Source organism: Flagellimonas beolgyonensis, from assembly GCF_003992615.1.
Lineage (GTDB): Bacteria > Bacteroidota > Bacteroidia > Flavobacteriales > Flavobacteriaceae > Flagellimonas > Flagellimonas beolgyonensis.
In genome coordinates this window covers 458203-481658 of record NZ_RZMY01000003.1, presented here as the reverse complement: position 1 = coordinate 481658, position 23456 = coordinate 458203, and the positions used below count along the sequence as shown (strand labels likewise).

At 44.2% G+C, this 23456-nt stretch carries 29 protein-coding genes; 8 read left to right on the top strand and 21 right to left on the bottom strand.

From position 1 onward, the window contains the following. Positions 1-100: 100 nt before the first annotated feature. Positions 101-826 carry a metallophosphoesterase family protein gene (locus EO131_RS03070; RefSeq protein WP_127018871.1) on the top strand — a complete coding sequence of 242 codons (726 nt, stop codon included), beginning with the start codon at positions 101-103 and terminating at the stop codon, positions 824-826. Between the two features lie 3 nt (positions 827-829). Here the strand turns inward: EO131_RS03070 and EO131_RS03065 are convergent, their stop codons facing one another. The 6 genes from EO131_RS03065 to EO131_RS03040 all read right to left on the bottom strand — a co-directional run bounded on the left by EO131_RS03065 (position 830) and on the right by EO131_RS03040 (position 5603). Beyond that, positions 830-1408, bottom strand: a complete 579-nt coding sequence (locus EO131_RS03065; protein ID WP_241243782.1) for a hypothetical protein — start codon at positions 1406-1408, stop codon at positions 830-832. A 324-nt stretch (positions 1409-1732) separates the two neighbouring features. Beyond that, positions 1733-3286: an L-piperidine-6-carboxylate dehydrogenase gene (gene amaB / locus EO131_RS03060; RefSeq protein ID WP_127018870.1), complete on the bottom strand. Its 1554-nt coding sequence runs from the start codon at positions 3284-3286 to the stop codon at positions 1733-1735. A gap of 72 nt (positions 3287-3358) precedes the next feature. Next, entirely contained in the window at positions 3359-3730 is a 372-nt protein-coding gene (locus tag EO131_RS03055; protein WP_127018869.1) for a DUF1304 domain-containing protein, read from the bottom strand. Positions 3731-3732: 2 nt separating this feature from the next. Further along, a complete protein-coding gene (locus EO131_RS03050) occupies positions 3733-4275 on the bottom strand; it encodes a 3-hydroxyanthranilate 3,4-dioxygenase (RefSeq protein WP_127018868.1) in 543 nt (180 codons plus the stop codon). A gap of 105 nt (positions 4276-4380) precedes the next feature. Continuing rightward, a complete protein-coding gene (locus EO131_RS03045) occupies positions 4381-4890 on the bottom strand; it encodes a CAP domain-containing protein (protein ID WP_164731598.1) in 510 nt (169 codons plus the stop codon). Between the two features lie 182 nt (positions 4891-5072). Next, the gene (locus EO131_RS03040) at positions 5073-5603 is read right to left on the bottom strand and encodes a CvpA family protein (protein WP_127018866.1); all 531 of its coding nucleotides are present in this window, start codon (positions 5601-5603) and stop codon (positions 5073-5075) included. A 60-nt stretch (positions 5604-5663) separates the two neighbouring features. Here EO131_RS03040 and EO131_RS03035 point away from each other — a divergent pair, with 60 nt between their 5' ends. From EO131_RS03035 to EO131_RS03025, 3 genes are read left to right on the top strand one after another with little or no spacing between them, the layout of a single operon-like run. Next, a complete protein-coding gene (locus EO131_RS03035; protein WP_127018865.1) occupies positions 5664-6020 on the top strand; it encodes a hypothetical protein in 357 nt (118 codons plus the stop codon). Beyond that, positions 6020-6328: an antibiotic biosynthesis monooxygenase family protein gene (locus EO131_RS03030; RefSeq protein WP_127018864.1), complete on the top strand. Its 309-nt coding sequence runs from the start codon at positions 6020-6022 to the stop codon at positions 6326-6328. The genes EO131_RS03035 and EO131_RS03030 overlap by 1 nt, the downstream gene beginning before the upstream one ends. A 6-nt stretch (positions 6329-6334) precedes the next feature. After that, on the top strand, positions 6335-8002 hold the full coding sequence (locus tag EO131_RS03025) for a glycerol-3-phosphate dehydrogenase/oxidase (RefSeq protein WP_127018863.1): 1668 nt from the start codon (positions 6335-6337) through the stop codon (positions 8000-8002). On the opposite strand, the gene EO131_RS03020 is transcribed toward EO131_RS03025, so the two are convergent. Beyond that, a complete protein-coding gene (locus EO131_RS03020) occupies positions 7999-9000 on the bottom strand; it encodes an NAD(P)H-dependent glycerol-3-phosphate dehydrogenase (RefSeq protein ID WP_127018862.1) in 1002 nt (333 codons plus the stop codon). The genes EO131_RS03025 and EO131_RS03020 overlap by 4 nt on opposite strands. A gap of 124 nt (positions 9001-9124) precedes the next feature. Between EO131_RS03020 and EO131_RS03015 the strand changes: the two genes are divergently transcribed. Then, a complete protein-coding gene (locus EO131_RS03015) occupies positions 9125-10045 on the top strand; it encodes a nicotinic acid mononucleotide adenyltransferase (RefSeq protein ID WP_127018861.1) in 921 nt (306 codons plus the stop codon). Positions 10046-10140: 95 nt separating this feature from the next. Here the strand turns inward: EO131_RS03015 and EO131_RS03010 are convergent, their stop codons facing one another. Next, on the bottom strand, positions 10141-10983 hold the full coding sequence (locus tag EO131_RS03010; RefSeq protein ID WP_127018860.1) for a helix-turn-helix domain-containing protein: 843 nt from the start codon (positions 10981-10983) through the stop codon (positions 10141-10143). Positions 10984-11126: 143 nt separating this feature from the next. Between EO131_RS03010 and EO131_RS03005 the strand changes: the two genes are divergently transcribed. After that, positions 11127-12098, top strand: coding sequence for a phytanoyl-CoA dioxygenase family protein (locus tag EO131_RS03005; protein ID WP_127018997.1), 972 nt, complete (start codon positions 11127-11129; stop codon positions 12096-12098). Between the two features lie 82 nt (positions 12099-12180). Continuing rightward, positions 12181-13713 (top strand): SulP family inorganic anion transporter, encoded by a 1533-nt coding sequence (locus tag EO131_RS03000; RefSeq protein ID WP_127018859.1) that lies wholly within the window; start codon positions 12181-12183, stop codon positions 13711-13713. 8 nt (positions 13714-13721) lie between these two features. Here the strand turns inward: EO131_RS03000 and EO131_RS02995 are convergent, their stop codons facing one another. The 11 genes from EO131_RS02995 to EO131_RS02945 all read right to left on the bottom strand — a co-directional run bounded on the left by EO131_RS02995 (position 13722) and on the right by EO131_RS02945 (position 21050). Further along, entirely contained in the window at positions 13722-13979 is a 258-nt protein-coding gene (locus EO131_RS02995) for a hypothetical protein (protein WP_127018858.1), read from the bottom strand. Between the two features lie 74 nt (positions 13980-14053). After that, positions 14054-14584 (bottom strand): DinB family protein, encoded by a 531-nt coding sequence (locus EO131_RS02990; RefSeq protein WP_164731596.1) that lies wholly within the window; start codon positions 14582-14584, stop codon positions 14054-14056. Between the two features lie 221 nt (positions 14585-14805). Continuing rightward, on the bottom strand, positions 14806-15177 hold the full coding sequence (locus EO131_RS02985) for a hypothetical protein (RefSeq protein ID WP_127018856.1): 372 nt from the start codon (positions 15175-15177) through the stop codon (positions 14806-14808). A gap of 156 nt (positions 15178-15333) precedes the next feature. Next, positions 15334-15789, bottom strand: a complete 456-nt coding sequence (locus tag EO131_RS02980; protein WP_127018855.1) for a DUF423 domain-containing protein — start codon at positions 15787-15789, stop codon at positions 15334-15336. 136 nt (positions 15790-15925) lie between these two features. Next, entirely contained in the window at positions 15926-16393 is a 468-nt protein-coding gene (locus EO131_RS02975; RefSeq protein ID WP_127018854.1) for a hypothetical protein, read from the bottom strand. Positions 16394-16395: 2 nt separating this feature from the next. Next, positions 16396-17211, bottom strand: coding sequence for an META domain-containing protein (locus tag EO131_RS02970; protein ID WP_127018853.1), 816 nt, complete (start codon positions 17209-17211; stop codon positions 16396-16398). Then, on the bottom strand, positions 17208-17627 hold the full coding sequence (locus EO131_RS02965) for an META domain-containing protein (protein ID WP_127018852.1): 420 nt from the start codon (positions 17625-17627) through the stop codon (positions 17208-17210). Before EO131_RS02965 ends, EO131_RS02970 begins: the two co-directional genes overlap by 4 nt. A gap of 92 nt (positions 17628-17719) precedes the next feature. Beyond that, positions 17720-18427 (bottom strand): membrane or secreted protein, encoded by a 708-nt coding sequence (locus EO131_RS02960; protein ID WP_127018851.1) that lies wholly within the window; start codon positions 18425-18427, stop codon positions 17720-17722. A gap of 82 nt (positions 18428-18509) precedes the next feature. Beyond that, a complete protein-coding gene (locus tag EO131_RS02955; protein WP_127018850.1) occupies positions 18510-18989 on the bottom strand; it encodes a c-type cytochrome in 480 nt (159 codons plus the stop codon). 115 nt (positions 18990-19104) lie between these two features. Then, positions 19105-20064 (bottom strand): YheT family hydrolase, encoded by a 960-nt coding sequence (locus tag EO131_RS02950; RefSeq protein WP_127018849.1) that lies wholly within the window; start codon positions 20062-20064, stop codon positions 19105-19107. Between the two features lie 8 nt (positions 20065-20072). Next, complete coding sequence (locus tag EO131_RS02945) at positions 20073-21050, bottom strand: NAD(P)H-dependent flavin oxidoreductase (protein WP_127018848.1); 978 nt, start codon at positions 21048-21050, stop codon at positions 20073-20075. A gap of 116 nt (positions 21051-21166) precedes the next feature. On the opposite strand from EO131_RS02945, the gene EO131_RS02940 reads away from it, so the two are divergent. Then, on the top strand, positions 21167-21640 hold the full coding sequence (locus tag EO131_RS02940; protein WP_127018847.1) for an acyl-CoA thioesterase: 474 nt from the start codon (positions 21167-21169) through the stop codon (positions 21638-21640). 501 nt (positions 21641-22141) lie between these two features. On the opposite strand, the gene EO131_RS02935 is transcribed toward EO131_RS02940, so the two are convergent. After that, positions 22142-23035, bottom strand: a complete 894-nt coding sequence (locus tag EO131_RS02935; protein WP_127018846.1) for a DMT family transporter — start codon at positions 23033-23035, stop codon at positions 22142-22144. After that, positions 23032-23385, bottom strand: coding sequence for an arsenate reductase family protein (locus EO131_RS02930; protein ID WP_127018845.1), 354 nt, complete (start codon positions 23383-23385; stop codon positions 23032-23034). Before EO131_RS02930 ends, EO131_RS02935 begins: the two co-directional genes overlap by 4 nt. Positions 23386-23456 lie beyond the last annotated feature (71 nt).

The following is a 23456-nucleotide window of genomic DNA, read 5'->3' as shown; positions in this document are numbered from 1 at the left end:
ATTATCTTTTTGGTAAAACCTAAAGTCCTCATTTGATAAACTTTCCCCCAATTTCTTAGTGGTGAGGCTATTTGTGTGTAATATTGCCAAAAACTTTTTTATGCGGACTTTGGTCGTTGGGGATATTCACTCTGGGTTAAGGGCTTTGGAACAATTGCTTTCCAAAGCGAAGGTGACTTCTTCGGACAAGCTCATTTTTTTGGGGGATTATGTAGATGGATGGAGTACCGCTGTAGAAACGGTGGATTTTTTAATTGGATTAAAGGATGAGCTCAATTGCACCTTTATCCGTGGCAACCACGATGAACTTTGCAGGGCATGGCTCCAAAACCAAAGGGAAAATCCCCAATGGCTGATGCATGGTGGGGCAGCTACACGCGATTCCTATTTGAAAACAGATCGTGAAAAATGGGAAAGGCACTTGGAGTTCTACGCCAATCTGGAAAATCATTATTTGGCCAATGATAATCGCCTATACCTGCATGCAGGGTATACCAACTTGAAGGGTATCGAATTTGAATATTTTGAACAATCATTTTATTGGGATAGGACCTTATGGGAACTGGCTACCGCGCTGGACCCCAATTTATCTCCGAATGACCCAAAATTCCCAAAAAGATTGACCCACTATCATGAAGTATTTATTGGGCATACCCCTATTTCAAAAACGGATTTGGCTTTGCCCCAAAAGGCAGCTAATGTTTGGAATGTGGATACAGGTGCTGCCTTTAAAGGCGCTTTGACGATGCTGGATGTGGAAACCAAGGAATTTTGGCAAAGTGATCCGGTGCATACGTTTTATCCGGGCGAACGAGGGCGTAACTAACCTTCAATATTTTCCAGCCCGATGCTTTTCTTGCCAGTCGGCCAATTGTTTCCAATGGCCTGCATGGGCCATTTTGGCCTGCATGGGCCACGAAGCGGGATCATGCAGTCGATATCGCTTCCCACCTGAATCCAAAACTTCTTGACATTTATCCGCTGAAGATTCGGCCAATTGCTTCCAGGTCTTGATGTTAAAATTATGGAACAACTCCTCAATTTTAGGTCCGATGCCTTCCACAATCTTCAAATCGTTTTCCTTGATTTTTTTACCCATGGCATTTTTTGCCAAGGTCGCATCAAAAATCGGAGCTTTGTCCATGACCAAGGTGTTTTGGGCATTCTCTTTTTGGGAGGAGGGGTTGCCTGATGCCAAACGTTTTTTACAGGTATCCAGGTCGGCCTTTAATTTGGCATTTTCAATCTCCAGCACATTCAATTCGTCCGCAATATCGGAAACATTGGGAGTGTCGGATTTACCAAAAAAATAACCCAGGATTGCGGCACCAAAACCTACAAGGGCGACTATGAGCCAGTACCAAATTGTTGTGCCATTGAATTCCATTTCGATTGAGATTGAGCACATACAAAGTATTAAAAAAATGCCAACTTTCTGAATTTAACTCATACAATTTGAGCTAAATACCACCAAAATCCACCGTTAAGCCTAAAACTGAATGTTTCGAAAAGAAAAAAAAGATACCAGATATACACTTTTTTTGACCAGTTGTATGATACCGCTATGGTTTGGGTATAAAAAGATGGAACTTGTAACAGTATATAAGGCAAACGGCCCTGTTTCTCCCGACGAAGATCCGGCATTGGAGCAGGGCTTTAAGTTAAGTTTGAGTTAGTTAAGTTGGTTTTAAAGACTGCCCATTTAGTGTTCTTTCTAAATGGGCGGCTTTTTTTATAGGTCGAACTTGATACCTTGAGCCAAAGGCAATTCCGTAGTATAATTGATGGTGTTGGTTTGTCGACGCATATATACTTTCCAAGCATCAGAACCGCTTTCGCGTCCTCCACCCGTTTCTTTTTCGCCTCCAAAAGCGCCGCCAATTTCGGCCCCCGAGGTTCCTATATTCACATTGGCAATACCGCAATCACTACCGGCAACCGAAAGAAAACGTTCCGCCTCTCTCAGGTTATTGGTCATTATGGCCGATGATAGTCCTTGTACCACCCCATTTTGTTGCTCAATGGCATTTTCAACATCTCCGGAATATTTCAATAAATACAAAATTGGGGCAAAGGTCTCCTCTTGAACGATCTTAAAGGAGTTTTTTGCCTCCACAATGGCAGGTTTCACATAGCATCCGGTTTCATATCCATCACCTTGCAATACGCCACCTTCCACCAAAATGTTACCTCCTTCTTTTTTGGCTTCTGTCAAGGCATTAAGGTATTTGTCCACGGCATCGGTATCGATCAAAGGCCCAACATGATTGGATTGATCCAATGGATTTCCAATTTTTATTTGATGGTAAGCAGCAACCAAGGCTTCTTTCACCTTATCGTAAATAGATTCGTGTATGATCAACCTTCGGGTAGAGGTGCAACGTTGGCCCGCTGTGCCCACTGCACCGAATACCGCTCCGATCACGGTCATTTTGATGTCGGCATCGGGTGTTACGATAATGGCATTGTTGCCCCCAAGTTCCAGCAACGATTTACCCAAACGGGCAGCAACGGCCTGCGCCACAATTTTTCCCATTCGGATGGATCCCGTGGCCGATACCAAAGGTATTCTTTTGTCTTGGGTCATCAATTCCCCAACCTTGTAATCGCCATTGATCAAGCAGGAAATGCCTTCGGGCAAGTTGTTTTTCTTCAGTACTTCTGCGATGATATTTTGACAGGCTACTCCACAAAGGGGCACTTTTTCTGATGGTTTCCAAACACAGACGTCGCCGCATACCCATGCCAATGCAGTGTTCCAAGACCACACGGCAACCGGGAAGTTGAATGCGGAAATGATTCCGACCACTCCCAGCGGATGGTATTGTTCGTACATGCGGTGCCCCGGTCTTTCGGAGTGCATGGTAAGTCCGTGCAATTGTCTTGAAAGTCCAACGGCAAAATCACAGATATCGATCATTTCCTGAACTTCCCCCAAGCCTTCTTGGTACGATTTGCCCATTTCATAGGACACCAATTTTCCCAGAGGTTCTTTCAATTCGCGCAAACGATCTCCAAACTGTCGCACAATTTCCCCTCTTTGAGGGGCAGGCATCAACCGCCATTTTTTAAATGCGGCAGTTGCGGTCTGCATTACTTTTTCATATTCTTCCGGGGTGGTTGCTTTTACTTTTCCGATCAGCGTTCCATCAACAGGAGAGTAGGAGGAAATCAAATCTCCAGACCCAAAATTTTCCGAACCGGTCGATGTTCCATCATTTATCTCTTTAAGCCCAAGTTGTTGAAGGGCTTTGTCCATTCCAAAATCAGTAGCAACTATTGACATTTATAACTTTTTAAAAGTGAATTGTTATATTTTTTCAAAAATACAAATAATACTTCACAGGTGAATGAAGATTTAAACCATTTGTTGGGCCAGTAGCAACCCAATTCCGATCAGTGCGGGAAGGGCCTGAACAGTGAATATTTTCTTGGAAGCCGTAATGGCCCCGTAGATTCCGGCAATAGCAACACATCCCAAAAAGAATAGTGCCACATTGAACTGCCACTCGTGGTTTTCAATAAGCAGGGACCATATCAATCCTGCGGCCAAAAAACCATTGTACAACCCTTGGTTGGCAGCCAAGGTTTTGGTGGGTTCGAAAAGATTTTCCGGAAAATTTTTAAATACTTTCTTGGCCCTTGTGGTCCAAGCGAACATTTCCAGCCACAAAAAATAAAGGTGGAGCAAGGCAACGAGGGTAATAATAAATTTAGCAGTTATCCACATGATTAGTCCTCGTTGGCCACAAAGCGTTCATCCACAGGCATCACTGTGCCACAGTTATCACAGGTTCGTAGTTCCTCAGAACCATAAAAGTGTTTGAAATGGCCCAAAAAGTCCTTTTCAATGTCGGTCAAAGGGAAATAGACCTCGTACAACTTGTGGTTGCAATTATCGCAAAACCATAGCAGTCCGTCCTTGGCATCCAGCTCCACACGTTTCCGTTCCACCACAAGTCCGATCGAGCCTGCATGGCGAACGGGTGAATGGGGTACTTTGGCCGGGTGCAAGTACATGTCGCCCGGACCAAGTTTCATGGTTTTCTTTCGCCCATTTTCTTGGATATGCACTTCGATGTTGCCTTCCAATTGGTAGAAAAGTTCCTCGGTCTCGTTATAATGGTAGTCCTTTCGGGCATTGGGTCCGGCAACGATCATTACGATATAGTCATCGGATTCCTTGTACAGGTTGCGATTGCCCACCGGCGGCTTCAGGGAATCCCTATTTTCTTCTACCCATTTATTGAGATTGAAAGGTGATTGTATGGCCATGAAAAAAGATTTTACGAAAGGTAGCAAAATCCTTCAAGCCATCATAGGGAATAAAAAAAGACCTGCTTGACAGACAGGTCTTCCTATGCTTTAATTTCGATAAAACTATTCTATTTTAATGAAGATTTGTGTGTAATAGGGTCTTCCGTCCTTGTCCAGTTGTACGCTCAAGGTAGTGTGGGTAAAGTCGCCCTCCACCGCTTTTTTATGGCTTGCACTCTCCAACCAACTTTTCATGGTCACTTCGGCAGTGGCGTAATATCGGGCCACATTTTCTGAAATCTGTACCGCATTGGTCTCCTCGGCAATTTTGGCCGCTCGGGATTCAAAATTGTCATGACTCAACTTGTTATGGGCAATCATATAATCGTTGTGCCCCTCGGCATATTTATAGGAGGTTTCACTTTTGGAAAGGGCATTGAGATTGATGGACAACCGGTGTTTGTTGACCAAGTCGATGAGCTCGTTTTCCATGGCAACAGGATCGATCACCACCTTTTCGTTGCCCGCCGTGGCCTCGGAATAGGCCAACTCTGATTCAAGATCCGTTTTACTGCAACTGCTTGTCGCCAGCAATACGCATAGCGCCAGCCCGAAGCCAATTAATTTTTTCATTTTCGGGGTTTTGCTGGAGTGTTCTACGCTCCATAGTGTTCTGGCCACTAATCTAGTGGACGGTTGGGCCAATTCCATAAAATCTCCACAGAAGGATCAATTCTTGGGATGAAGTGCACTATTCATTTGAAGGTGATGTGATTTACCGACACAAAAGATCCGTAGGGCGATAAGTACTTTGATTAGATCACCTCTTGGTTGATCTCAATTTCATCTTCTGGGTCGTCCTCTGAATCCTCCAAAACCAAGGCGAAAACGAAAGCACCTATCTCCTTGATCGGCTCATAAAAAACCGATTCTTGTTTCGTTTCTTCGTTAATGATATCAAAAGAGGAGGTCAATCGTTCAAAGAAAATAAGAAGCGCGCCCAATATTACCGCCACCTTTAGCATGCCGAATAGGCCTCCGGCCACTTTGTTCAAAAGGCCCAACATAGCAAAATCAGCAATCTTGGTCAAGAATTTACCAGCGAGGTTTACCACGATAATGATAACGAAAAAGGTAATCAGAAAAGCAGCGATTTTCAGGTATTGCTCGCTCCAATCAAATTTTTCGGCCAAGTAATCCCCGGCGATGTATGAAAAATGAATGGCACCATAAAGTCCTGCAATGAGGGCGACCAAAGAGGCCACTTCCACGAACAATCCGTTTTTGAGTCCTTTGTAGAGGCCCCAAACCAACAGAATTCCGATTACAATATCCAAAAAGCTCATATGGAGGTTTTAACAAATATAGAATATTGATTTGTACCTTTGGGTTTCTTACAAAAACTTATGTCCAGAGACGAAATTTTAAAGGAACGATGGGAAGGATTGGTAGCAAAACTGTCCCAGCAATTTTCCGATGGAGACCCCCTGGAGCTGGACGGCATCATTTACTTGGTGGGCGTTCAGGAATTGGGCAATTTTCACCGCAAGTTCAAAAAGGATGAAAAGGTAAACCTGATGCACATTGCCATTTGCCGATTGTTGGAACCCTATGGCTATTACGACTTTGATTTTTTTGACGAGGATGGTTGGCCCCATTACAAAGTAAGGGAGCAATTGCCCCCATTGAAGGCCGGTGAGCAGACCGTATTGATGAAGGAGGCCTTGGTGAATTATTTTTTGGAAAAAGCCTATATCGAATAATGGAACTACAAAAGCCTTACTACGCCGTAATCTTTACCAGTCTGCGAACGAAAGGGGACCAAGGGTACGCACAAATGGCCCAAGAAATGGAGGACCTTGCCCGACAACAACCCGGATTTATTGATGTGGAAAGTGCGAGGGATGGGCTGGGAATTACCGTGAGTTATTGGGAAAGTTTGGAAGCCATTGCCCATTGGAAAGCCAACATGGATCATCGGCAGGCCCAAAAATATGGAATCAAAAAATGGTATTCGTGGTACAAGGTCCGCATTTGCCAAGTGCACCGGGAATACGAATTCAACAAATAACAACCTATGACCGAGAACATTACTTTTTCAAACGTTGGCCGAAAAGAAACGCTGAACAAAATCGCCAAAGAAACCTATGACCTCGTGGTAATCGGCGGGGGGATCACGGGTGCAGGGATTGCCCTCGACGCCTCGTCACGCGGTATGAAAGTGCTGTTATTGGAAAAAGGGGATTTTGCATCGGGTACCAGTAGCAAATCCACCAAATTGATACACGGAGGGCTGCGTTATTTGAAGCAGTTCGATTTTTGGTTGGTAAAGGAAGTGGGTTCGGAAAGGGCGATTGTACATAAGCTTGCCCCCCATTTGGTAATTCCCGAAAAAATGTTGTTGCCATTGATTGAGGGAGGGTCTTACGGCAAGTGGTTGACATCCATCGGATTGAAGGTCTATGATATTTTGGCCCAAGTGGAAGGCGATGACAAACGCCAGATGCTGGAAAAGAAGGAAGCCCTAAAATTGGAGCCGTTGTTGCCTAAGAAAATTTTGAACGGTGCCGGGTATTATGCCGAATACCGTACCGATGATGCCCGATTGACCTTGGAAAACATCAAAACGAGTCTTCAGTTTGGCACCAAGGCCATCAACTATGCACAGGTTACCGACTTTATATATAAAGATGAAAGAGTAGCGGGAGTCAAATTTCACGATGGTGTTTTTGGGGACGACTATGAAGTTTCATCCCAATATGTTATCAATGCCGCAGGGCCTTGGGTAGATGAATTACGCAGTGTGAACCAATCCAAAAAGGGCAAGCGATTGCATTTGACCAAAGGGGTACATTTGGTCTTTCCAAGGGAAAAACTGCCGGTGCAGCAATCGGTGTATTTTGATATTCCCGATGGCCGAATGATGTTTGCCATTCCAAGGGGAAAAGTCACCTATATTGGCACCACGGATACCAATTACAATTCCGACAAGGACCATGTGACCACCGATATTGCCGATGCCATTTATTTGATCACGGCGGTGAACCACATGTTCCCCGATATTCATTTGGAGCTGGACGACATCATATCTTCATGGGCAGGATTACGCCCATTGATCCACGAGGAGGGCAAATCGGCATCCGAGCTTTCCCGAAAGGATGAGATTTTCACCTCTGACACGGGACTCGTGAGTATTGCAGGTGGTAAATTGACCGGCTATCGCAAAATGGCCGAACGGGTTGTGAACCGCATTGCCAAGCAAATGGAAGAAGACCATGGTCGGAAATTGGAAGCCTGCACCACCGATAAAATTCGCCTTTGTGGCAGTGATTTCAAAAAGTTTAAGCATGTAAAAAAGTTCATTGCTATGGTGTACGACCGTATCCATGACAGTGGGTTCTCCGAATACGATGCGTGGTATTTGGTGACCACTTATGGCATTCAAACGGAGACCATTTTGGAACGGTATGCCCAATTGAACAGTGCCGACCCCTTCGAACGGATGATCAGGGCCGAGGCCCAGTTTACCATTGCCCACGAAATGGCATTAAACCCGATGGATTTCTTTATCCGAAGAACGGGTAGACTCTATTTTGACATTGATAGTGTCCGAAAATATATGGAGCCCGTTTTGGAGGAATTCCAAACGGCATATGGGTATTCATCTGAAGAAATGGACGCGTTTAGAGCTGAAATGGAAGGTGAATTGAAGGAACATTCCAATTTTTCGCTGGATAGAGCCTAATCCAACTTCTCCGTCAGCTTTTCAAACACCTTTTTGGGATCCTTGTTTTTGTACAAGATCTGGAACACAGCATTGATGATGGGCGTTTTGGATTTCTTTTCCAATTTTTCCATCAGCAAATGGGCACTCTTGGTGGCATAATACCCTTCGGCCACCATGTTCATTTCCATCATGGCACTTTTAACGGTGTACCCTTTACCGATCATGTTCCCGAACATCCGGTTTCTACTAAAAACGGAATACCCGGTCACCAATAGATCACCCAAATAGGCCGAAGCGTTGATGTTGCGCTTCATCTTGTATACCTTGTCAATGAAACGTTTCATCTCCCGAATGGCGTTGCTCATCAATACACTCTGGAAGTTGTCCCCATAACCCAATCCATGGGCGATGCCCGCGGCAATGGCGTAAATGTTCTTCAGCATGGCAGCGTACTCGGTACCAATGATATCGTCAGAAATTTTAGTGCGGATGTATTCGCTTTTCAAATGTTTGGCCACAATTTTGGCCTTTTTGGCATCGGCACAGGCAATGGTCAAATACGATAGTCGCTCCAGGGCCACTTCTTCGGCGTGACAAGGGCCCGTTAACACTCCAATATTTTCAAATGGGATTTGGTATTTCTCATGAAAATGCTCTCCCACGATCAACCCGCTTTCGGGGACAATCCCTTTGATGGCGGAAAAGATGATCTTGCCTTCGAGGGAGGCGGTAAGCTGTTGCAGTTCACCTTCCAAAAACGCGGAAGGAATGGCAAAAATCAACACATCCGAAGCTTCCACAATTTCGTTGATGTCGTGGCTTAAATGGAGTTGATCCACTTCAAACTCCACCGAACTCAAATAGTTGGGGTTATGACCCTCTTTTATGATGTGTCGAATAGCGGAATCGCTGCGCATGTACCATCCTACCTGATCCAGGTTCTCGGTCAACATTTTAACAATGGCCGTTCCCCAGCTTCCTCCTCCAAATACACCAAACCGTAACTTGTCTTCCATGCAGCTAAATTAGGCTGTAAAGCTAAAAAATAAAATCATCGCTTCATTAACAATTGATAATCAAATAGTTAAAAATTTTGGCACGGTGCTTGGTTTACATGAGGTGAACCTTAAAACCTCGATTATGAAAAATGGAAAACTACTCTTTGGCTTTTTAATGATCGGTCTTTTGGCCAGTTCTTGTTACACCGAGGTTATTGTGGAGGATGATATTTTTGTAGATCCACCGATCAATACCGCCTTGGTTTTGGAAAACTATGATCTTTGGTATGTGGATATCAATGCTACCAAAGGCAATGGTGAAGTTCCCTTTTTGCAACGTGCTTTTACCATCTCTTTTGATAGGGGAATTGTGTATGCCAACAACAATTTGGTGGGCATTGGAAAAACCGGAAACGGATTGGGTATCGATGTCGGGGCCTATGCCACCTTGGGAGGTGATGTGGAGATCAATCACGATGTGGATGGGCTCTGGCGATTGGAAGTCTACCGTGTAAACAACAACACACTGGAATTGTACGACACCAGATCCAATACCTCTTATATCCTTCGTGGGTTTCAGAGGAGCACCTTCGATTACGATGCCGTGTTCTACGACAACATCCATTATTTTTTACAGGAATATGAGGTTTGGGAAAAAACCTTTACCAGTGAATATGGTGCCATCAACGAGTTTGATGAGGAAAACTACCTACAGTTCTTTGTCGACAACGGCGGTTATTTCCGATCCTCGGTCGATGCACAAGGTATTCCACTATCCACCATTCAATGGGATTATGAGGGGGATTATGTAGTATATGATGTGGCCAACGATCCCACGTTGAAAACTTTAACACTGGATTATGACTTCTTGGGCAATGATTATTTTGAACTCTACGTTATCAATGACAGTACCATAGAGTTGTACCATGTGGCCAGCGAAACGGTGTATGAATTTACAGGAAGAGGCTACATGCAATATTTGAAATCGAACGATGGTTCGGGCAAAAAACGTTCAAAGACCCAAAATCCAACAATGAACGTTACCCGACAACGAAATATGTAAGGAAGAACAAAAAAGTTCGTCTATACAAATAGTTTTTTTGGTTGGTTATTTAGTTAAGGATTGCCCCAGGTAGAAATGCTTGGGGCGATTCTTTTTTAGGACTGTTTGGTTTTGTAGGTGGATGGATTTTCACCACTGATCTTTTTGAACGTTCTGTTGAAATAGGAGAGACTTTCAAAACCGCACTCGTAGCAGGTTTCGGTGATGTTCCTGCCCGCCAACAACAGCCGCTTTGCCTGGGTAATGCGGTATTGGTTCAAAAATTGGGTGAACGTACTGCCCGTGTTACACTTAAAATAACGACAAAATGCTTCCTTCCCCAAATTGACCCGTTGGGCCACTTCCTCCAACTCTATTTTTTGGGCATAGTGCTCATCAATATAGGAGTATACCTGTTGCAACCGTTGCTGTTGTTTGTTTGCCTTGTTGTTGATGATGGGATTGGTATGTAACAGTTCAAATTCATCACTGTGGGCCAAAACCTTCAACAATTTCATGATTTCAAGAAACTGACCGAACCGGTCCAAAGGCTGCAATTGTTTCATTTTGGCACCTACGGCTTTTTTGGTTTCCCCAAAAAACGCAATGCCATACTGGGACCGGTCCAACAGTTCATACACATCCTGCAGTTCTTCGATTTCCTGAAACACCTTTTCCTTAAAGGAGGCACTGATGTGCAGTACTTCTTTATGGTACTCCGTTTTTATGCCATGATCAAAGTTCAAATGTGGGATGTTGGAGCCGATGAGGACCAGATCGCTCCCGGTGAAGTTGGATAAATGATGTCCCACATGTCGTTTGCCATCGGCCCCCTCAATATAGACCAGTTCAAACTCGGGATGAAAGTGCCAAAAGAACAGATCGTTCAACTTGGGATTGTGCAATAGATGAAAGGAACTCTTATCACTAGGCTGTATATTTTCGAGTTGAATTTTCATTTAATTGTCACAATAATGATAAAAATAAGCAATTAAAGTCAAAATAGTTCAATTATTGGTCAATCACACGGTGGAAAGCAAACGGAACTCACCCTAGTTTTGACCTATACCTTTTTGAAACCTAAAAAAACAGAATAGATATGATGCAACAGCAAATGAAGGTGGAAATGGGCAACAAGGCCCACGCCGAGATACCGGGCAACCCGTCCACGGCCACTAGCAGCAAGATCAAATTGAACGATCGCTCCAACGGAAAACCATTACGGGTGTTATCCGAGGAAGATTGGGCGTTTTGGATAGAGAACGGTTACATCGTAATCAAAAATGCGGTGCCCAGGGAGCAGGCCAAAGCTACGGCCGACTTTATTTGGGAGTTCGACGAAAAGGATCCCAACGACCCCGAGACATGGTATGCGCCACCACGCGCCGAAATGAAAATGAAGGAACTCACCGGAACCGGAATGGTCGAGGTGTACAATCACCAGCATTTATGGAATAACCGACAGACCCAACGAGTGTACGATGCCTTTGTGGACATTTGGGGCACCGAAAAACTGTGGGTGACCATCGATCGCGCCAACTTGAACATGCCCCAACGCCCGGGAGAGAACAAAAAGGGATTCATCCATTGGGATTATGATCCTGAGACCCGTCCACAAAATGTACAGGGCGTGTTGGCCTTGGCCGACCAAACCGATGAGAACATGGGCGGCTTTCAGTGTATTCCTTGGCTTTACCGTAATTACGATACCTGGAAATTGACACAGCCTGAAGACCGTGATCATTTTCAGCCCGATGTCACCGGGTTGGAAGACAAGATCGTGAAGGTAAAACTGGAAGCCGGGGACCTATTGATCTTTAACAGTACCCAGCCACACGGCATACGGCCCAACAAATCGGGGGACAAGGTGCGAATTGCCCAATACATTTCCATGATGCCCGCCGAGGAAGACAATGAACAAATGCGACAATGGCGCATCAATTCCTGGAAAAATCGGGTGGCTCCTGAAGGCTATGCTTTCCCTGGTGATCCCAGAAATTGGGAGCAAACCAAGTACGATACCGCAAAATTAAGCCCCCTTGGCGAAAGGTTATTGGGGTTGACCAACTGGTAGATCATCAAATCCCTAAAAATGGAAGGCCCATTAGGGTCTTCTGTTTTATAGTGGTATTTTTGCGCGCTTCAAGAAAGAAGCCATGAAAAAGTACCTTAACCTTTTCGATTTTTCCCAAAAAGTAAACTATCGTACCGAGATTTTATCGGGACTCACCGTGGCCTTGGCCTTGGTGCCCGAAGCCATCGCTTTTGCTTTCATTGCCGGACTTTCGCCTTTAACGGGATTGTATGCTGCCTTTGTGATGGGGTTGGTCACTTCCATATTGGGGGGTAGACCCGGAATGATTTCCGGTGCAACTGGTGCCGTGGCGGTCGTCATTGTAAGTTTGGCCCAGCAATATGGTGTGGAATATGTGTTTGCCACAGTGGTCCTAGCCGGAATTCTGCAGTTGCTGGCCGGGGTGCTCCGATTGGGAAAATTGATGCGTTTGGTGCCACACCCTGTTATCTTCGGATTTGTGAATGGACTAGCGATCATCATTTTTATGTCGCAGCTAGATCAGTTTAAAACGGTGGATGGGGAATGGCTTTCAGGCAGCACCATGTTCATCTTTATGGGCTTGGTAGTGTTGACCATGCTGATCATTTGGGGATTGCCCCGATTGACAAAAGTGGTTCCCGCTTCGCTAGCGGCTATTTTGGTGGTTTTTGGGATTGTGTTTTTCTTGGGATTGGATACCCGTACCATTGGCGATATCGCTTCCATTCAAGGGACATTTCCTCCTTTTCATATTCCTGATTTGCCCTTTACTTGGGAAACCTTACAGATTATATTTCCGTTTGCGGCCATTGTGGCCGGGGTTGGCTTGATCGAAAGCCTTTTGACCCTGAATATTGTGGATGAAATCACGGAAACCAGAGGGCGCGGCAATAAAGAGGCCGTGGCTCAAGGTACGGCCAATATCCTTTCTGGATTTTTCTCCGGGATGGGCGGTTGCGCCATGATCGGCCAAAGTTTGATCAACACTTCCAACGGTGCAAGGGCCCGACTTTCCGGGATTGTGGCCGCTTTAATGTTGTTGGTCTTCATTATGTTCGGCTCCAACTTGATTGAAAAGGTACCCATGGCGGCCTTGACCGGTTTGATGATCATGGTGGCATTGGGCACCTTTGAATGGGCCAGTTTGAAAACCTTTAGACGAATGCCGAAATCCGATGTATTGGTCATGGTACTGGTTACTTTGGTGACGGTGTTCCTGCACAATTTGGCCTTGGCCGTTTTGGTGGGCGTGATCATTTCCGCATTGGTATTTGCGTGGGACAACGCCAAACGCATTCGAGCCAGAAAATATACCGATGAACATGGGGTGAAGCACTATGAGATATATGGCCCCTTGTTTTTTGGAAGTACCACCCTTTTTGCTGAAAAGTTTGATGTGCTGAACGACCCGGATGAGGTGATCATTGATTTTGCCGAAAGCCGTTTGGTGGACATGTCCGCCATTGAAGCCGTAAACAAGATTACGGAGCGCTATCGCAAAGTGGGCAAAAAATTGCACTTGAAACACTTGAGTAAGGATTGCCAACGCCTTTTAGCGAATGCCGACGATATTATTGAAGTAAATCTTTTGGAAGATCCAACGTATAAAGTAGTCGTGGATAAAATTGATTAAACGTTATTTCATCCGGAAATGATGTAGTAAATACCCAAACCCAAGAAAACGACAAGAAATAGGGCAATCAAATAATGTTGCGCTTTTTCAATTCTGTCCTTTTTTGCCTGCTCAATAATTTTGTCGCGAATTTTCTTTTGCTCAAACGGAGTTAGTTCTTTGAACTTAAGTTCCGAGTCACCCAAATAACCTTCGTAAGCCTCACGTATTTCTTTAAAACTACGTCGTTTCCGCAACAAGGCGCGATTGGCTTTAACCACTAACATTGGTTGACTGGCGGAACCCATAATACTTTCTTTTTTTATAGGTATAGAAATAGGAAGTATTGTTACAAAGTGGGTCAGTTATCCTTGGTCTTGCCGATAAACGGATTCACGTTGGGATTTTGCGGATTACCGCTGGCCCTGCGCATGAGTACGATCTGCCCAGTGTGGTACAAGCAATCGGATAGCTGCCCATTGAGCAGGTTCCAGAGCGCAAACTCGGATTGTTGATCTCCCCGTTGAAAAATCACCTTAAAGTTTTCCATATCCTCGGCAGATGCGCCGCGGAACTTTGCACTGGCAGCTTGCAGATTTTTCAGGGTTCTTGTCCGTAATTCTTCAAAGGAATAGGTTGGGGTTTCCGCTCCGATCACATAGGGTTGGGCATCCGGAGCGAGCAGGATGTTGTGTGACATGGTGTGGATGTGTTCCATGGTTTCCAAAATGGAGCGACCCTCTGCTGAAGGTTTAAAGGCCAAATCGGTGTCGGTCAATCCTTCGGTGGCCCAATACAACCGATAGCCCAAGCCATCGATCATTCGGGCAACCACATTGCCCGGTCCATAATTTTCGGGTTGTTGGGGTATTTCTTTATACGGGATTTCCATGTGTTGAGCGTTAACAGATAGCATGGTGAATAGGAGAAAGATTTGGGCTAGGGTGTGCAAGTTCGGTCTTTTCATAGATAACAAAGGTATGCTATTAGGGGATTTTCCAAACTGAAAATCCGCGAGGATTTTTAGAAGCCTGTTCTGAGAGCAGTCTAAAAATGGCGAGAATTTTGCTGCCGACAGTCAGGCAATTGTTTGTAGTTATTGTTGTGTTGTTTTTATTCTTTTTCCCAGTTTTGGGAAGCCAAATACTCTTTCTCAAAGATTATCAGTTCGTTCTCAAATTTCGGTGGCTTTATAAATCCTTTTTCAGCTTTTGAGATTTTGGCAAACTTTCTTGTTTTCAAGTCAACTATAGTTAAAGCTGTAATCGGTCCTTTTTGATAGTCAGTTGTCAGCCACTCTTGAAGTGCTAAATACTTTGATTCAGGATGCCATTTAAATTCAAATCCAAAAATTCTATTGTTGATCAACTCCCCGTCCAACTTCAATTTATAGTAATTCGGTCCGAATCTGATTTCTCCTTCAAAAATGAAGTCAAAACCGTGAGCTTTTCCTGGTGATTTATATGCTCCTATTTTTTCTTCCATTTTTTTTAATGCAACACAACGGTTAGTGATAGGTGTCGTGCGCGATTACGAACCGATTTCCTATCAAGTTACACTAACTTTTTTTACGAGCAACAAATGCTCGAAATCCTCTGAAACCCTTATACACTATACACATTGTTGGCAAATTGTTATTTTTTAAATTCTGAGTGTATTGGTTATTAGAACTTTGTATTTTTCAGAATCGTTTTTAAATTTTATAGTTGCCATAATCCAAATAATTATTCCGAAAGCGATAACTAGTCCACCTAAAATATAAGTTAGAGGTTGATTGTTTGTCGCTAGGAATAGTCCAAGAATAAGTCCCAATCCAAGAATAAGATGAGTAAATATTATTAATATTATTAAAAAGTGCTGTTTGAAAGAAATTTTAACTTCTGTACTGTTTTCAACTGTATTTTCTTCTAATTCGCCATAAACAACAGTCCAATTTTGGAATGCATAATACCAAGGGTACAGAATCCTCTTACGGAAACTAAAAGTATTAGTGTTTTTGTTATTAAATGAAAATCCTCCAATAAAGTTAAGTTCAGTTGTTAGTTTTTCAATAACTTCTTTTGGTCGTTTTTTTAATTTAAAGTTCCAATTTTTCATATTTTTCGCAATTGTTTTTAATGTTTGCCAACTTGTTTAAAGAAACATACAATACATCTCTCTACACCCAAAATAGGAATAAAATTGAGGATTTATGTTGTCTTCTATTTTGTAGTACCGTTTAACCCATTCGTTTTCACAGGTCGCACTCCGTTTTGGATAGCGGCATGTTCGAAGTAAATTTTAAAGTATTCTTGTCTTTAAAGGAAGTGCCCGTTGCATCCAATTCGCCAAAGCCTTCGAGCAATTGCCCGTTTTTCCATAAAAAAGCGACTTCACGGGTGTTGCCATCCGTCCCTTCGGACATAAAGGTGTATTTGCCGATCAGGATACTGTCTTGGAGCATCCCCGCGAACGTACCGGAATTGGCATCTTTTTCGGCCAAATTGTAGCTCAGATTGCCCAATACGGAGTTGTTGATCTCGGTAATTTCCAAAAGCACTCGGTCGCCGTTGCCTTCATAGGCATAACAACCCACTTCCAAGTTGTACACCGGTACTTCGACTGTCTCAATGCCCGTGTGCTCTTCAACGTTTTCTTTTTCCTTGTTCTTGCAGCCCAAAACAAGCAAGGCCAAACAGAGGGTGATTATGGTTTTTTTCATGGTCAGTCTATTTTTTTAAAGGTGAGCAGGTCGCTTTCATCACCATTGGACAGATACAGTCTGTTGTTTTCCACTTTGTAGGCCGTGGAACTTTGTAGGGCGTTCAAAAACTCGGATTCTTTTTCCATGTTGGGGCAGGCCATTCGCGTGGAGGCCACCTGGGAAAATCGCAACAGGTCTTTTTCAAAGAAAAGACTGCCCGTCATCCGGTTGCATCCCGAAAATCCAGAAAAGCGATTACTGTTAATATTGATTTCCATGTTTGGCATATCGTTGCCGTTAAAATCGTCTTTGGATACTTGGGTTCCCTTTAGGGTCTCCAACACCCAAATGTCATGCAATCGGTAATCGGTAATGTACGTGCCGCAGCCTTCCAAGGCTTGGGCTTCCCCATCATCTCCAGTGGCTTTGTAGGCAACGGTAACCGTGTAGGGCGATACTTGACCCGACATGGCATTGGTACACTCCTTGTGGGCAATGATGATGTCCATGGAAGTGGCTTCCGTTTGGATCCGGAACATTTTTAGGTTGGCATCCTGGGCCAAAATAGGTTCCGAAGATGGCGTAAATAGGGTATCGCTCATGGTCTGGAGCTCCACCTTGTTGTCATAGATTTTTAAGCCCCAAAACGGTTCGGTACCCGTAGCCTTGAAATAACTGCCGTCGGTTTCCACGGCAATCGGCTCCATTTTTCGGGTTTCAACGGAATCTTTTGATACTTCGTTGGTTGGTTCCGGCTCTACCGGTTCTGTTTTCTTTTTTTCCACACAATTGGTGAACAGGAACAGGCTCAAAACTAAAAAGGCTACTTTTTTCATGGCGCTACTTTTTTAAATCGCATCATGGGAATATCTCCGATCAGCAGGTTGAGTTTGCCTTCTTCAAAGGAGAGGCCATCAATTTTTTTCATGAGTTGAAGGAACTGTCGCTCGCTGCCACCGCAGAACATCATGGTCGTTGGACCCGGTTCCCCAAAGGAGATGGAATTGCCTTCCAAAGTGTAATCCGCGGAATAGCCATTGCAACTGTCGGTGCCAGCCACCCTGTTTTCGTTTTTCTCGAAAGTGAGCTGTGGTTTTTTGTTGGGGAACAGGCCATCGAAGGCAATACGGGGACCGGACATATACTCCAGTTCCCAAGTAACCCCATAAAGCTGTTCTGTGGGCGATGTGGAGGAATTACAGGATACTACCAATACCATGGTACTGGCAAATAGAAAAACGGCCGTTTTCATTGTACGGAATTAATGGATAATGTGACAGAAAAGTACTAAAAAATTAGCTTTATTCGGCCGAACTTGTACGTTAATAAATGAAAAAGAGTGGGTTACAGGGTCCGCTTGCTCCAAACTTCGTAAATGGGGTCGCCCTTGCTGCTCAATCCGGAATGGTGCCAATCCCCATCGATAAGTTCATAATTGAATTCCAAACTGGCGCCTACCCGAGAATCGTCCCTAGAGAAAAAGCCGATGTTCTCGGTATATTTTCCGTCGATGGTGGTGTAGGTGCCGCCGCCTGTGCCCAAAAATTCGGCGGTTTCCGTATTGAAGGCAATCCACTGAAAGCGGGTGCCCGAAAGTATTTTCATGGTTTTGCGCGGACCTGAGGTATCGCGTTTCACGATTTCACCATCGCGTTTACGGCCCGAAATCAGCCAAGCACCATGAAGGTCGCCCGGGGTGCCATCGTCGAGTCTGGTCCACTTCAATTTGCCCAGCTCGAGTTGATTGTCCTGTAATTTGAATACTTCGGATTTGTTACTGCCAACCAAGTCCGCGTTGAAAGAGGCAAATTCGTAGGTGAGTTCCAACGAATCGTTCTTTTGCAGGTAACTGCCACCTTTGGTGCCCAAAAATTTCCCGGAAGGTTTTTCAAAAATGGCCTGGGCAAAATGGGCATCGGTAAAAATGAGCACATGCTGCACCACCAAACCGTTTCCGTCAGTTTCTGTGGTTTCCCAAGCACCTTGAAGTGTTTGTGCTTGTACTAAGGGCAGGGCGAGTAGGCCAAAAAGGAAAAGCAGTAATTTTTTCATCGGAAAACGGTTTACCCTAAAATAGAAAAATGCTGTTGCTTAACCAATTAAACAACAGCATTTTAAAAAATAGGGTTGGATATTATAGTGTTCGGAGATATTCGGCAACGTCCCTAGCTTCTTCCTCCGTTAGGTTTTGCTGAAGCATCACCGCCCCGTTATATTCGCGTTGCAATGCTTTGGCGATGGGGTCTTCCCTAAGCATTCCATCAGGGTTCAAGATCATGTTCATAACCCATTCCGGACTTCTTCGTTCATAAACTCCTTTCATGGCCGGTCCGATCATGCGTTTGTCCACCATGTGGCAGGCCACACAAATGGTTTCGAACTTCGCTTTGCCCCGATCGGCCATAGCTTGGTCGATATCATCGGCAAATTCAACATTTTTTATCGGCCCAACGCCCTTGTTGCTCAAATCAACGGGAACTTCTTGGCTTTCTTGTGCCTTCTTCTCTTCTGTTTTGGTGCGGCTCACTTCAAAGCCATCCTTTTTTTCTTCTTTTTTTCCGCCACAACTTGCCACAAAGGCTCCAAGGGCCAAGAACAGGACTATTTTTTTCATTATCGTTCTATTGAAGTTTGATTTTATAAATGTAGCTACTAAGATAGGCAATTGACATCTAATAATTCCGTGGATTTTTGTTTTATGCCTCACAAGCTCCCTTCAAACGGGCATTTCATAAGGTGTTGAAAAAATCGACCGCCTTTTTTTCGGTATAGGTGATATTGTTTTTGCCCCAAAAGCCAACATGGCCACCATATTTTGGTGTTTCGAGGTATAGATAGGGGTTTTGATTGGTTTCCTTATACGGATAACAAGCTGGACCAAGGAAGGAATCATCCAGCGCGTTGATGATCAAGCTGGGAACAGCAACGCCAGGGAGGAATTGTTTGGAACTGCATTTTTCATAATAGTCCAGTGCGTCGTCAAAATGATGGGCCTTGCTGGTATACACATCATCAAAATCCTTGAGCGTTTTGATGTTTTTGATGTCGTCGTCCGAAATTTTATCGGGAAACATTTGCTGTTTTTGACGGAGCTTGTCCAATAGGTTTTTTTTGAACCGTTGCGCGTATAATACATTTTTTGCAGATAGCAATTGCTCGCAGGAACTGTGCAAACTGCAAGGAACGGAAACCGCTACGGCCCCTTTCATTTCCTTGGGGATGGTGTTGCCCTCGCCCAAGTATTTTAAAAGAAGATTGCCCCCCAGACTAAACCCTTTCAGATACAGTTCCTTGTAATCGCGGGTGTTCAAGATATGTTCGATCACTTCAATCAAATCTTCCGTGGCTCCGGAGTGGTAGGAACGGTACTTCGTATTGGGCTCACCACTGCACCCCCGGTAGTTTACAGCACACGCATCGTACCCGTTTTGATTCAGAATTTTGGCACTTCCGGTAATGTATGGTCGTTGCCCGTCACCTTCAAGACCATGCAGCAGGATGACCAACTTATCGCTGGGAATCACGGAATCACTCCAATCCAAATCCAAAAAATCGCCATCGGACAATGGTAAGCGCTCCCTTTTTTGCACCACCCCGTTCACCGAACGGATGATACCCGAATAAATGGTCGCAAAATGGCCATTTTTAAAAAATAGGGGCGGATTGTATTGTGATGCAACCTTGGGCATTGGGTCGATTAATCTTTGGGATAGGTTTTGAGCAGGTTGGCCTGTTGGGTTACCGCAGTTTTGAATTCATCCTTGAGTTGTTGCACCAAATCGGCAACCGGTAGTACATTGTCAATGGAGGTCACACCCTGACCCGCGGACCAGATTGTTTTCCATGCTTTGGCCTCGGTGTTGAGTTCTTTCCCAAAATCGATTTTGGTGTCTTTCTTCAAGTCCTCTTCGGTAACCCCAGCTGCTTTTAAACTGGCTGCCAAAAAGTTGGCATGAACCCCGGAAATCGCTGCCGTGTATACCACATCGCTGGCTCCGGCTTCTATGATCATCTTCCGGTATTCCTCCGGTGCCTTGCTTTCTTCTGTATTGATGAACCGGGTACCCATATACGCCAGGTCAGCACCCATTTGCAAAGCCGAGGCTACATCCCTACCCGTGCTGATACAACCGGATAATAGAATGGTCTTGTCAAAGAATTTTTTCACTTCGGTGATCAAACTCATCGGGTTCAGGGTTCCTCCATGGCCCCCAGCACCTGCGGAAACCAAGATCAATCCATCCACACCTGCCTCAGCGGCCTTTTCGGCATGCCTTTTTTTGATGATATCGTGAAACACCAATCCACCGTAACTATGGATGGCATCCACAACCATGCTTACCGCTCCCAACGAAGTGATCACCAAGGGCACTTTGTGTTTCATGCATAGTTTTACATCGGCCTCCAACCTTGGATTGGTGGGGTGCACTATGAGGTTAACCCCAAAGGGCGCCGCTTTTTTACCGGTTTCCTGCTCAAATTTGTCGAGTTCCGTTTTGATTTCGATCAACCATTCCTCAAATCCTTCGCTGGTGCGTTGGTTGAGGGCGGGAAAGGTGCCCACGATGCCGTTTTTGCAACATTCGATCACCAGTTGGGGTCCGGAAATCAAGAACATGGGTGCTGCAACAACGGGTAACGATAGGTCTTTGATGAATTCGGCTTTTTGGCTCATACGTGTGGTGTTAAACTATGTTTAAAAATAGGAACAATTCTCCATCCGGGTGGAGACAGTTTTCAAAACTATGGTATTTTTACAATTATTATGCATGCATAACAAAATAACCGACTATGTTTTTAAAAGATTTTGAGATTCGTTGGAGCGATTTGGATGCCAACCGGCATATGGCCAATTCGGCCTACATCAATTTTATGAGCCATACACGAATGGCCTATTTGGGTCAACTGGGCTTTAACCAAAAAAGTATGGCCGAACACAATATTGGTCCCGTGGTGTTCCATGAGCATGTGTACTATTTTAAAGAAGCTTTTCCGGGCAAACCAGTTAAGGTTTCCTTGGAGTTTGTGGGGATGAGTGAAGATGGGATGTTCTTCGAATTTTTGCACAATTTTTACGATGCCAACGGCAAAAATTTTGCCCGTTGTGAAATGATGGGGGCTTGGATCGACCTAAAAGAGCGAAGACTCACTGGATTGCCCAAGGTGTTTTTGGATGCCTTCAATACCATGGAACGATCTCCAGATTTTAAACTATTGACCAAGGCAGATACTCGAAAGTTTACACAAACACCAAAAGACTTATAATCTTTGGAATGATTAGATTTTAGGATTTTTCTTTTACCGATTCTTTTTTTTAAGAAATTGCTTAACACCTACGTTGTATATAAAATAACATGTAAAGCAAACCAGTAGAACAGCCATGCCTATTTCGTAAACAGACATTTTAGGTTGATTCAATCGAAAGAAAAAACCAATGGAACCATCCATTTGTAAGGGCGTGTTGATTTGCTTGATTTTCCAAGCTTCGGGAATGATGTTTGGAATAGCATTCTCAATTGCTGTAAAAAGAAAGTAAAATCCACCAAGATGTATTAAAGGATGGATTTTGTATGCCCGATTCAAAATTATATATAAGGCTATATAAGTCAGAAAAATTGAAACGCCTAGAATTATGCCAATAATGACCATTTTTATGGAAGATTCACCTTGTTGATATATTAAAAATAGTAGGTTAGGATTTTGCTACAACTCTAAATTGACGAATGCCCTAAATGAATTGACGATACTTGGGCAATTATCCCAATCTTAAATTTTTGGTTTGGGCTTTTTACTGGCCAAGTAAACTCCCACTAATACGAACAAGGTGGCCACAATCTTGGTAATGGTGAGATGATCCTTTCCTGTTGAAAGGGCGAACAGGATACCAACCAAGGGTTGCATGTACATGAAAGCCCCGATGGTTGACGCTTTCAATTGGGTAAGTGCAAATACGTTGAACAGATAGGTGAGAAAGGTGGTTCCAATGATCACAAAGGCAATGGAACCGTAGGCCCAAAGCGGAATAGAGGCCCAATCCATGGCCAAAACGTCGGGCAGCGTGATCGGAAGATTGATGATCAATGCAATGGTGAACAACCATTTCATCAAGGTAAAGGGATGGTACTTTTCAATCAATTTTTTTACTACAATAAGATAGGCGCCATAGGCCGTAGCATTGATCACGAACAAAAAATTGCCCAACGGAATGTTCGGCGCATCTTGCCGCACTTCGGCACCGAAAAGAATCAACCCGATGGCCCCTACAAAACCCAAAAACACGCCAAGTCCTTTGTTCAAGGTAATACGTTCCTTAAGAAAGAAAGCGGATAGCACCACCACAAAAATAGGAGTGATGGTAACCAAAACGGCACTGTTGATCGGAGTGGAAAGCTGTAGCCCCTTAAAAAAGGAGAGCATATTGATTACCATGCCAAGCAGGGCACAAACAACTATCCGTATCCAATCTTTTTTATCAATTTTTTCCTTGGGACCGAATAGTGAAATCAACCAAAACAAAAGGGTTGCACCAGATACCCGAAGTAAAATAAACCCGAAAGGCTGCACATAATTGGGCATTACGCCTTTGGCAACGGTATGGTTGATCCCATAAATGGTCGTGGCACCAATGGCCGCCAATATGGCCAAGGTACGCCTGCTCATGGATGCAGTGCTTCCTTGGCAGCTTGTACCGTTTTTTTGGAATTGCCCACAAAAATTTGACCCTCCACTAGGATCACCGGTCGTTTCAAAAAGGTATAGTGTTCCAAGATCAAATCTTTATAATCGGTCTCGGTCAGTTGTTTTTCATGCAAACCTCGTTGGCGAAATAACATGGCCCTTTTACTGAACAGGGATTCGTAACTCCCGGATAAAACTTCCATCTGTTCCAGTTGATCTTGGGTGATGGGTTCCGATTTAATTTCTTGCAATTGTACGCCATCCAAGGGTTCCAATTCCTTAAGTATGCGTTGGCAGGTAGAGCAGCTGCCCAAATGGTAAATCTTTTTCATGGTTGTCAAGATGGTGCTACAAAGGAAATCAAAAATGAAGCAAAACCCATGGCGAAAAGCCAAAAACAACA

Coding starts and splice junctions, on each gene's coding strand:
- EO131_RS02990 (WP_164731596.1), bottom strand. CDS start 14,584: ATGGAAATCCCGTATAAAGAAATACCCCAACAACCCGAAAATTATGGA.
- EO131_RS02955 (WP_127018850.1), bottom strand. CDS start 18,989: ATGAAAAAAATAGTCCTGTTCTTGGCCCTTGGAGCCTTTGTGGCAAGT.
- EO131_RS03035 (WP_127018865.1), top strand. CDS start 5,664: ATGTCCAGAGACGAAATTTTAAAGGAACGATGGGAAGGATTGGTAGCA.
- EO131_RS03030 (WP_127018864.1), top strand. CDS start 6,020: ATGGAACTACAAAAGCCTTACTACGCCGTAATCTTTACCAGTCTGCGA.
- EO131_RS03045 (WP_164731598.1), bottom strand. CDS start 4,890: ATGAAAAAATTAATTGGCTTCGGGCTGGCGCTATGCGTATTGCTGGCG.
- EO131_RS03015 (WP_127018861.1), top strand. CDS start 9,125: ATGAAAAATGGAAAACTACTCTTTGGCTTTTTAATGATCGGTCTTTTG.
- EO131_RS03050 (WP_127018868.1), bottom strand. CDS start 4,275: ATGGCCATACAATCACCTTTCAATCTCAATAAATGGGTAGAAGAAAAT.
- EO131_RS02945 (WP_127018848.1), bottom strand. CDS start 21,050: ATGAGCCAAAAAGCCGAATTCATCAAAGACCTATCGTTACCCGTTGTT.
- amaB (WP_127018870.1), bottom strand. CDS start 3,286: ATGTCAATAGTTGCTACTGATTTTGGAATGGACAAAGCCCTTCAACAA.
- EO131_RS03025 (WP_127018863.1), top strand. CDS start 6,335: ATGACCGAGAACATTACTTTTTCAAACGTTGGCCGAAAAGAAACGCTG.
- EO131_RS02980 (WP_127018855.1), bottom strand. CDS start 15,789: ATGAAAAATTGGAACTTTAAATTAAAAAAACGACCAAAAGAAGTTATT.
- EO131_RS03010 (WP_127018860.1), bottom strand. CDS start 10,983: ATGAAAATTCAACTCGAAAATATACAGCCTAGTGATAAGAGTTCCTTT.
- EO131_RS03040 (WP_127018866.1), bottom strand. CDS start 5,603: ATGAGCTTTTTGGATATTGTAATCGGAATTCTGTTGGTTTGGGGCCTC.
- EO131_RS02960 (WP_127018851.1), bottom strand. CDS start 18,427: ATGAAAAAATTACTGCTTTTCCTTTTTGGCCTACTCGCCCTGCCCTTA.
- EO131_RS02935 (WP_127018846.1), bottom strand. CDS start 23,035: ATGAGCAGGCGTACCTTGGCCATATTGGCGGCCATTGGTGCCACGACC.
- EO131_RS03005 (WP_127018997.1), top strand. CDS start 11,127: ATGCAACAGCAAATGAAGGTGGAAATGGGCAACAAGGCCCACGCCGAG.
- EO131_RS02975 (WP_127018854.1), bottom strand. CDS start 16,393: ATGAAAAAAACCATAATCACCCTCTGTTTGGCCTTGCTTGTTTTGGGC.
- EO131_RS02985 (WP_127018856.1), bottom strand. CDS start 15,177: ATGGAAGAAAAAATAGGAGCATATAAATCACCAGGAAAAGCTCACGGT.
- EO131_RS02970 (WP_127018853.1), bottom strand. CDS start 17,211: ATGAAAAAAGTAGCCTTTTTAGTTTTGAGCCTGTTCCTGTTCACCAAT.
- EO131_RS02995 (WP_127018858.1), bottom strand. CDS start 13,979: ATGTTAGTGGTTAAAGCCAATCGCGCCTTGTTGCGGAAACGACGTAGT.
- EO131_RS02950 (WP_127018849.1), bottom strand. CDS start 20,064: ATGCCCAAGGTTGCATCACAATACAATCCGCCCCTATTTTTTAAAAAT.
- EO131_RS02940 (WP_127018847.1), top strand. CDS start 21,167: ATGTTTTTAAAAGATTTTGAGATTCGTTGGAGCGATTTGGATGCCAAC.
- EO131_RS03000 (WP_127018859.1), top strand. CDS start 12,181: ATGAAAAAGTACCTTAACCTTTTCGATTTTTCCCAAAAAGTAAACTAT.
- EO131_RS03065 (WP_241243782.1), bottom strand. CDS start 1,408: ATGTGCTCAATCTCAATCGAAATGGAATTCAATGGCACAACAATTTGG.
- EO131_RS02965 (WP_127018852.1), bottom strand. CDS start 17,627: ATGAAAACGGCCGTTTTTCTATTTGCCAGTACCATGGTATTGGTAGTA.
- EO131_RS02930 (WP_127018845.1), bottom strand. CDS start 23,385: ATGAAAAAGATTTACCATTTGGGCAGCTGCTCTACCTGCCAACGCATA.
- EO131_RS03070 (WP_127018871.1), top strand. CDS start 101: ATGCGGACTTTGGTCGTTGGGGATATTCACTCTGGGTTAAGGGCTTTG.
- EO131_RS03020 (WP_127018862.1), bottom strand. CDS start 9,000: ATGGAAGACAAGTTACGGTTTGGTGTATTTGGAGGAGGAAGCTGGGGA.
- EO131_RS03055 (WP_127018869.1), bottom strand. CDS start 3,730: ATGTGGATAACTGCTAAATTTATTATTACCCTCGTTGCCTTGCTCCAC.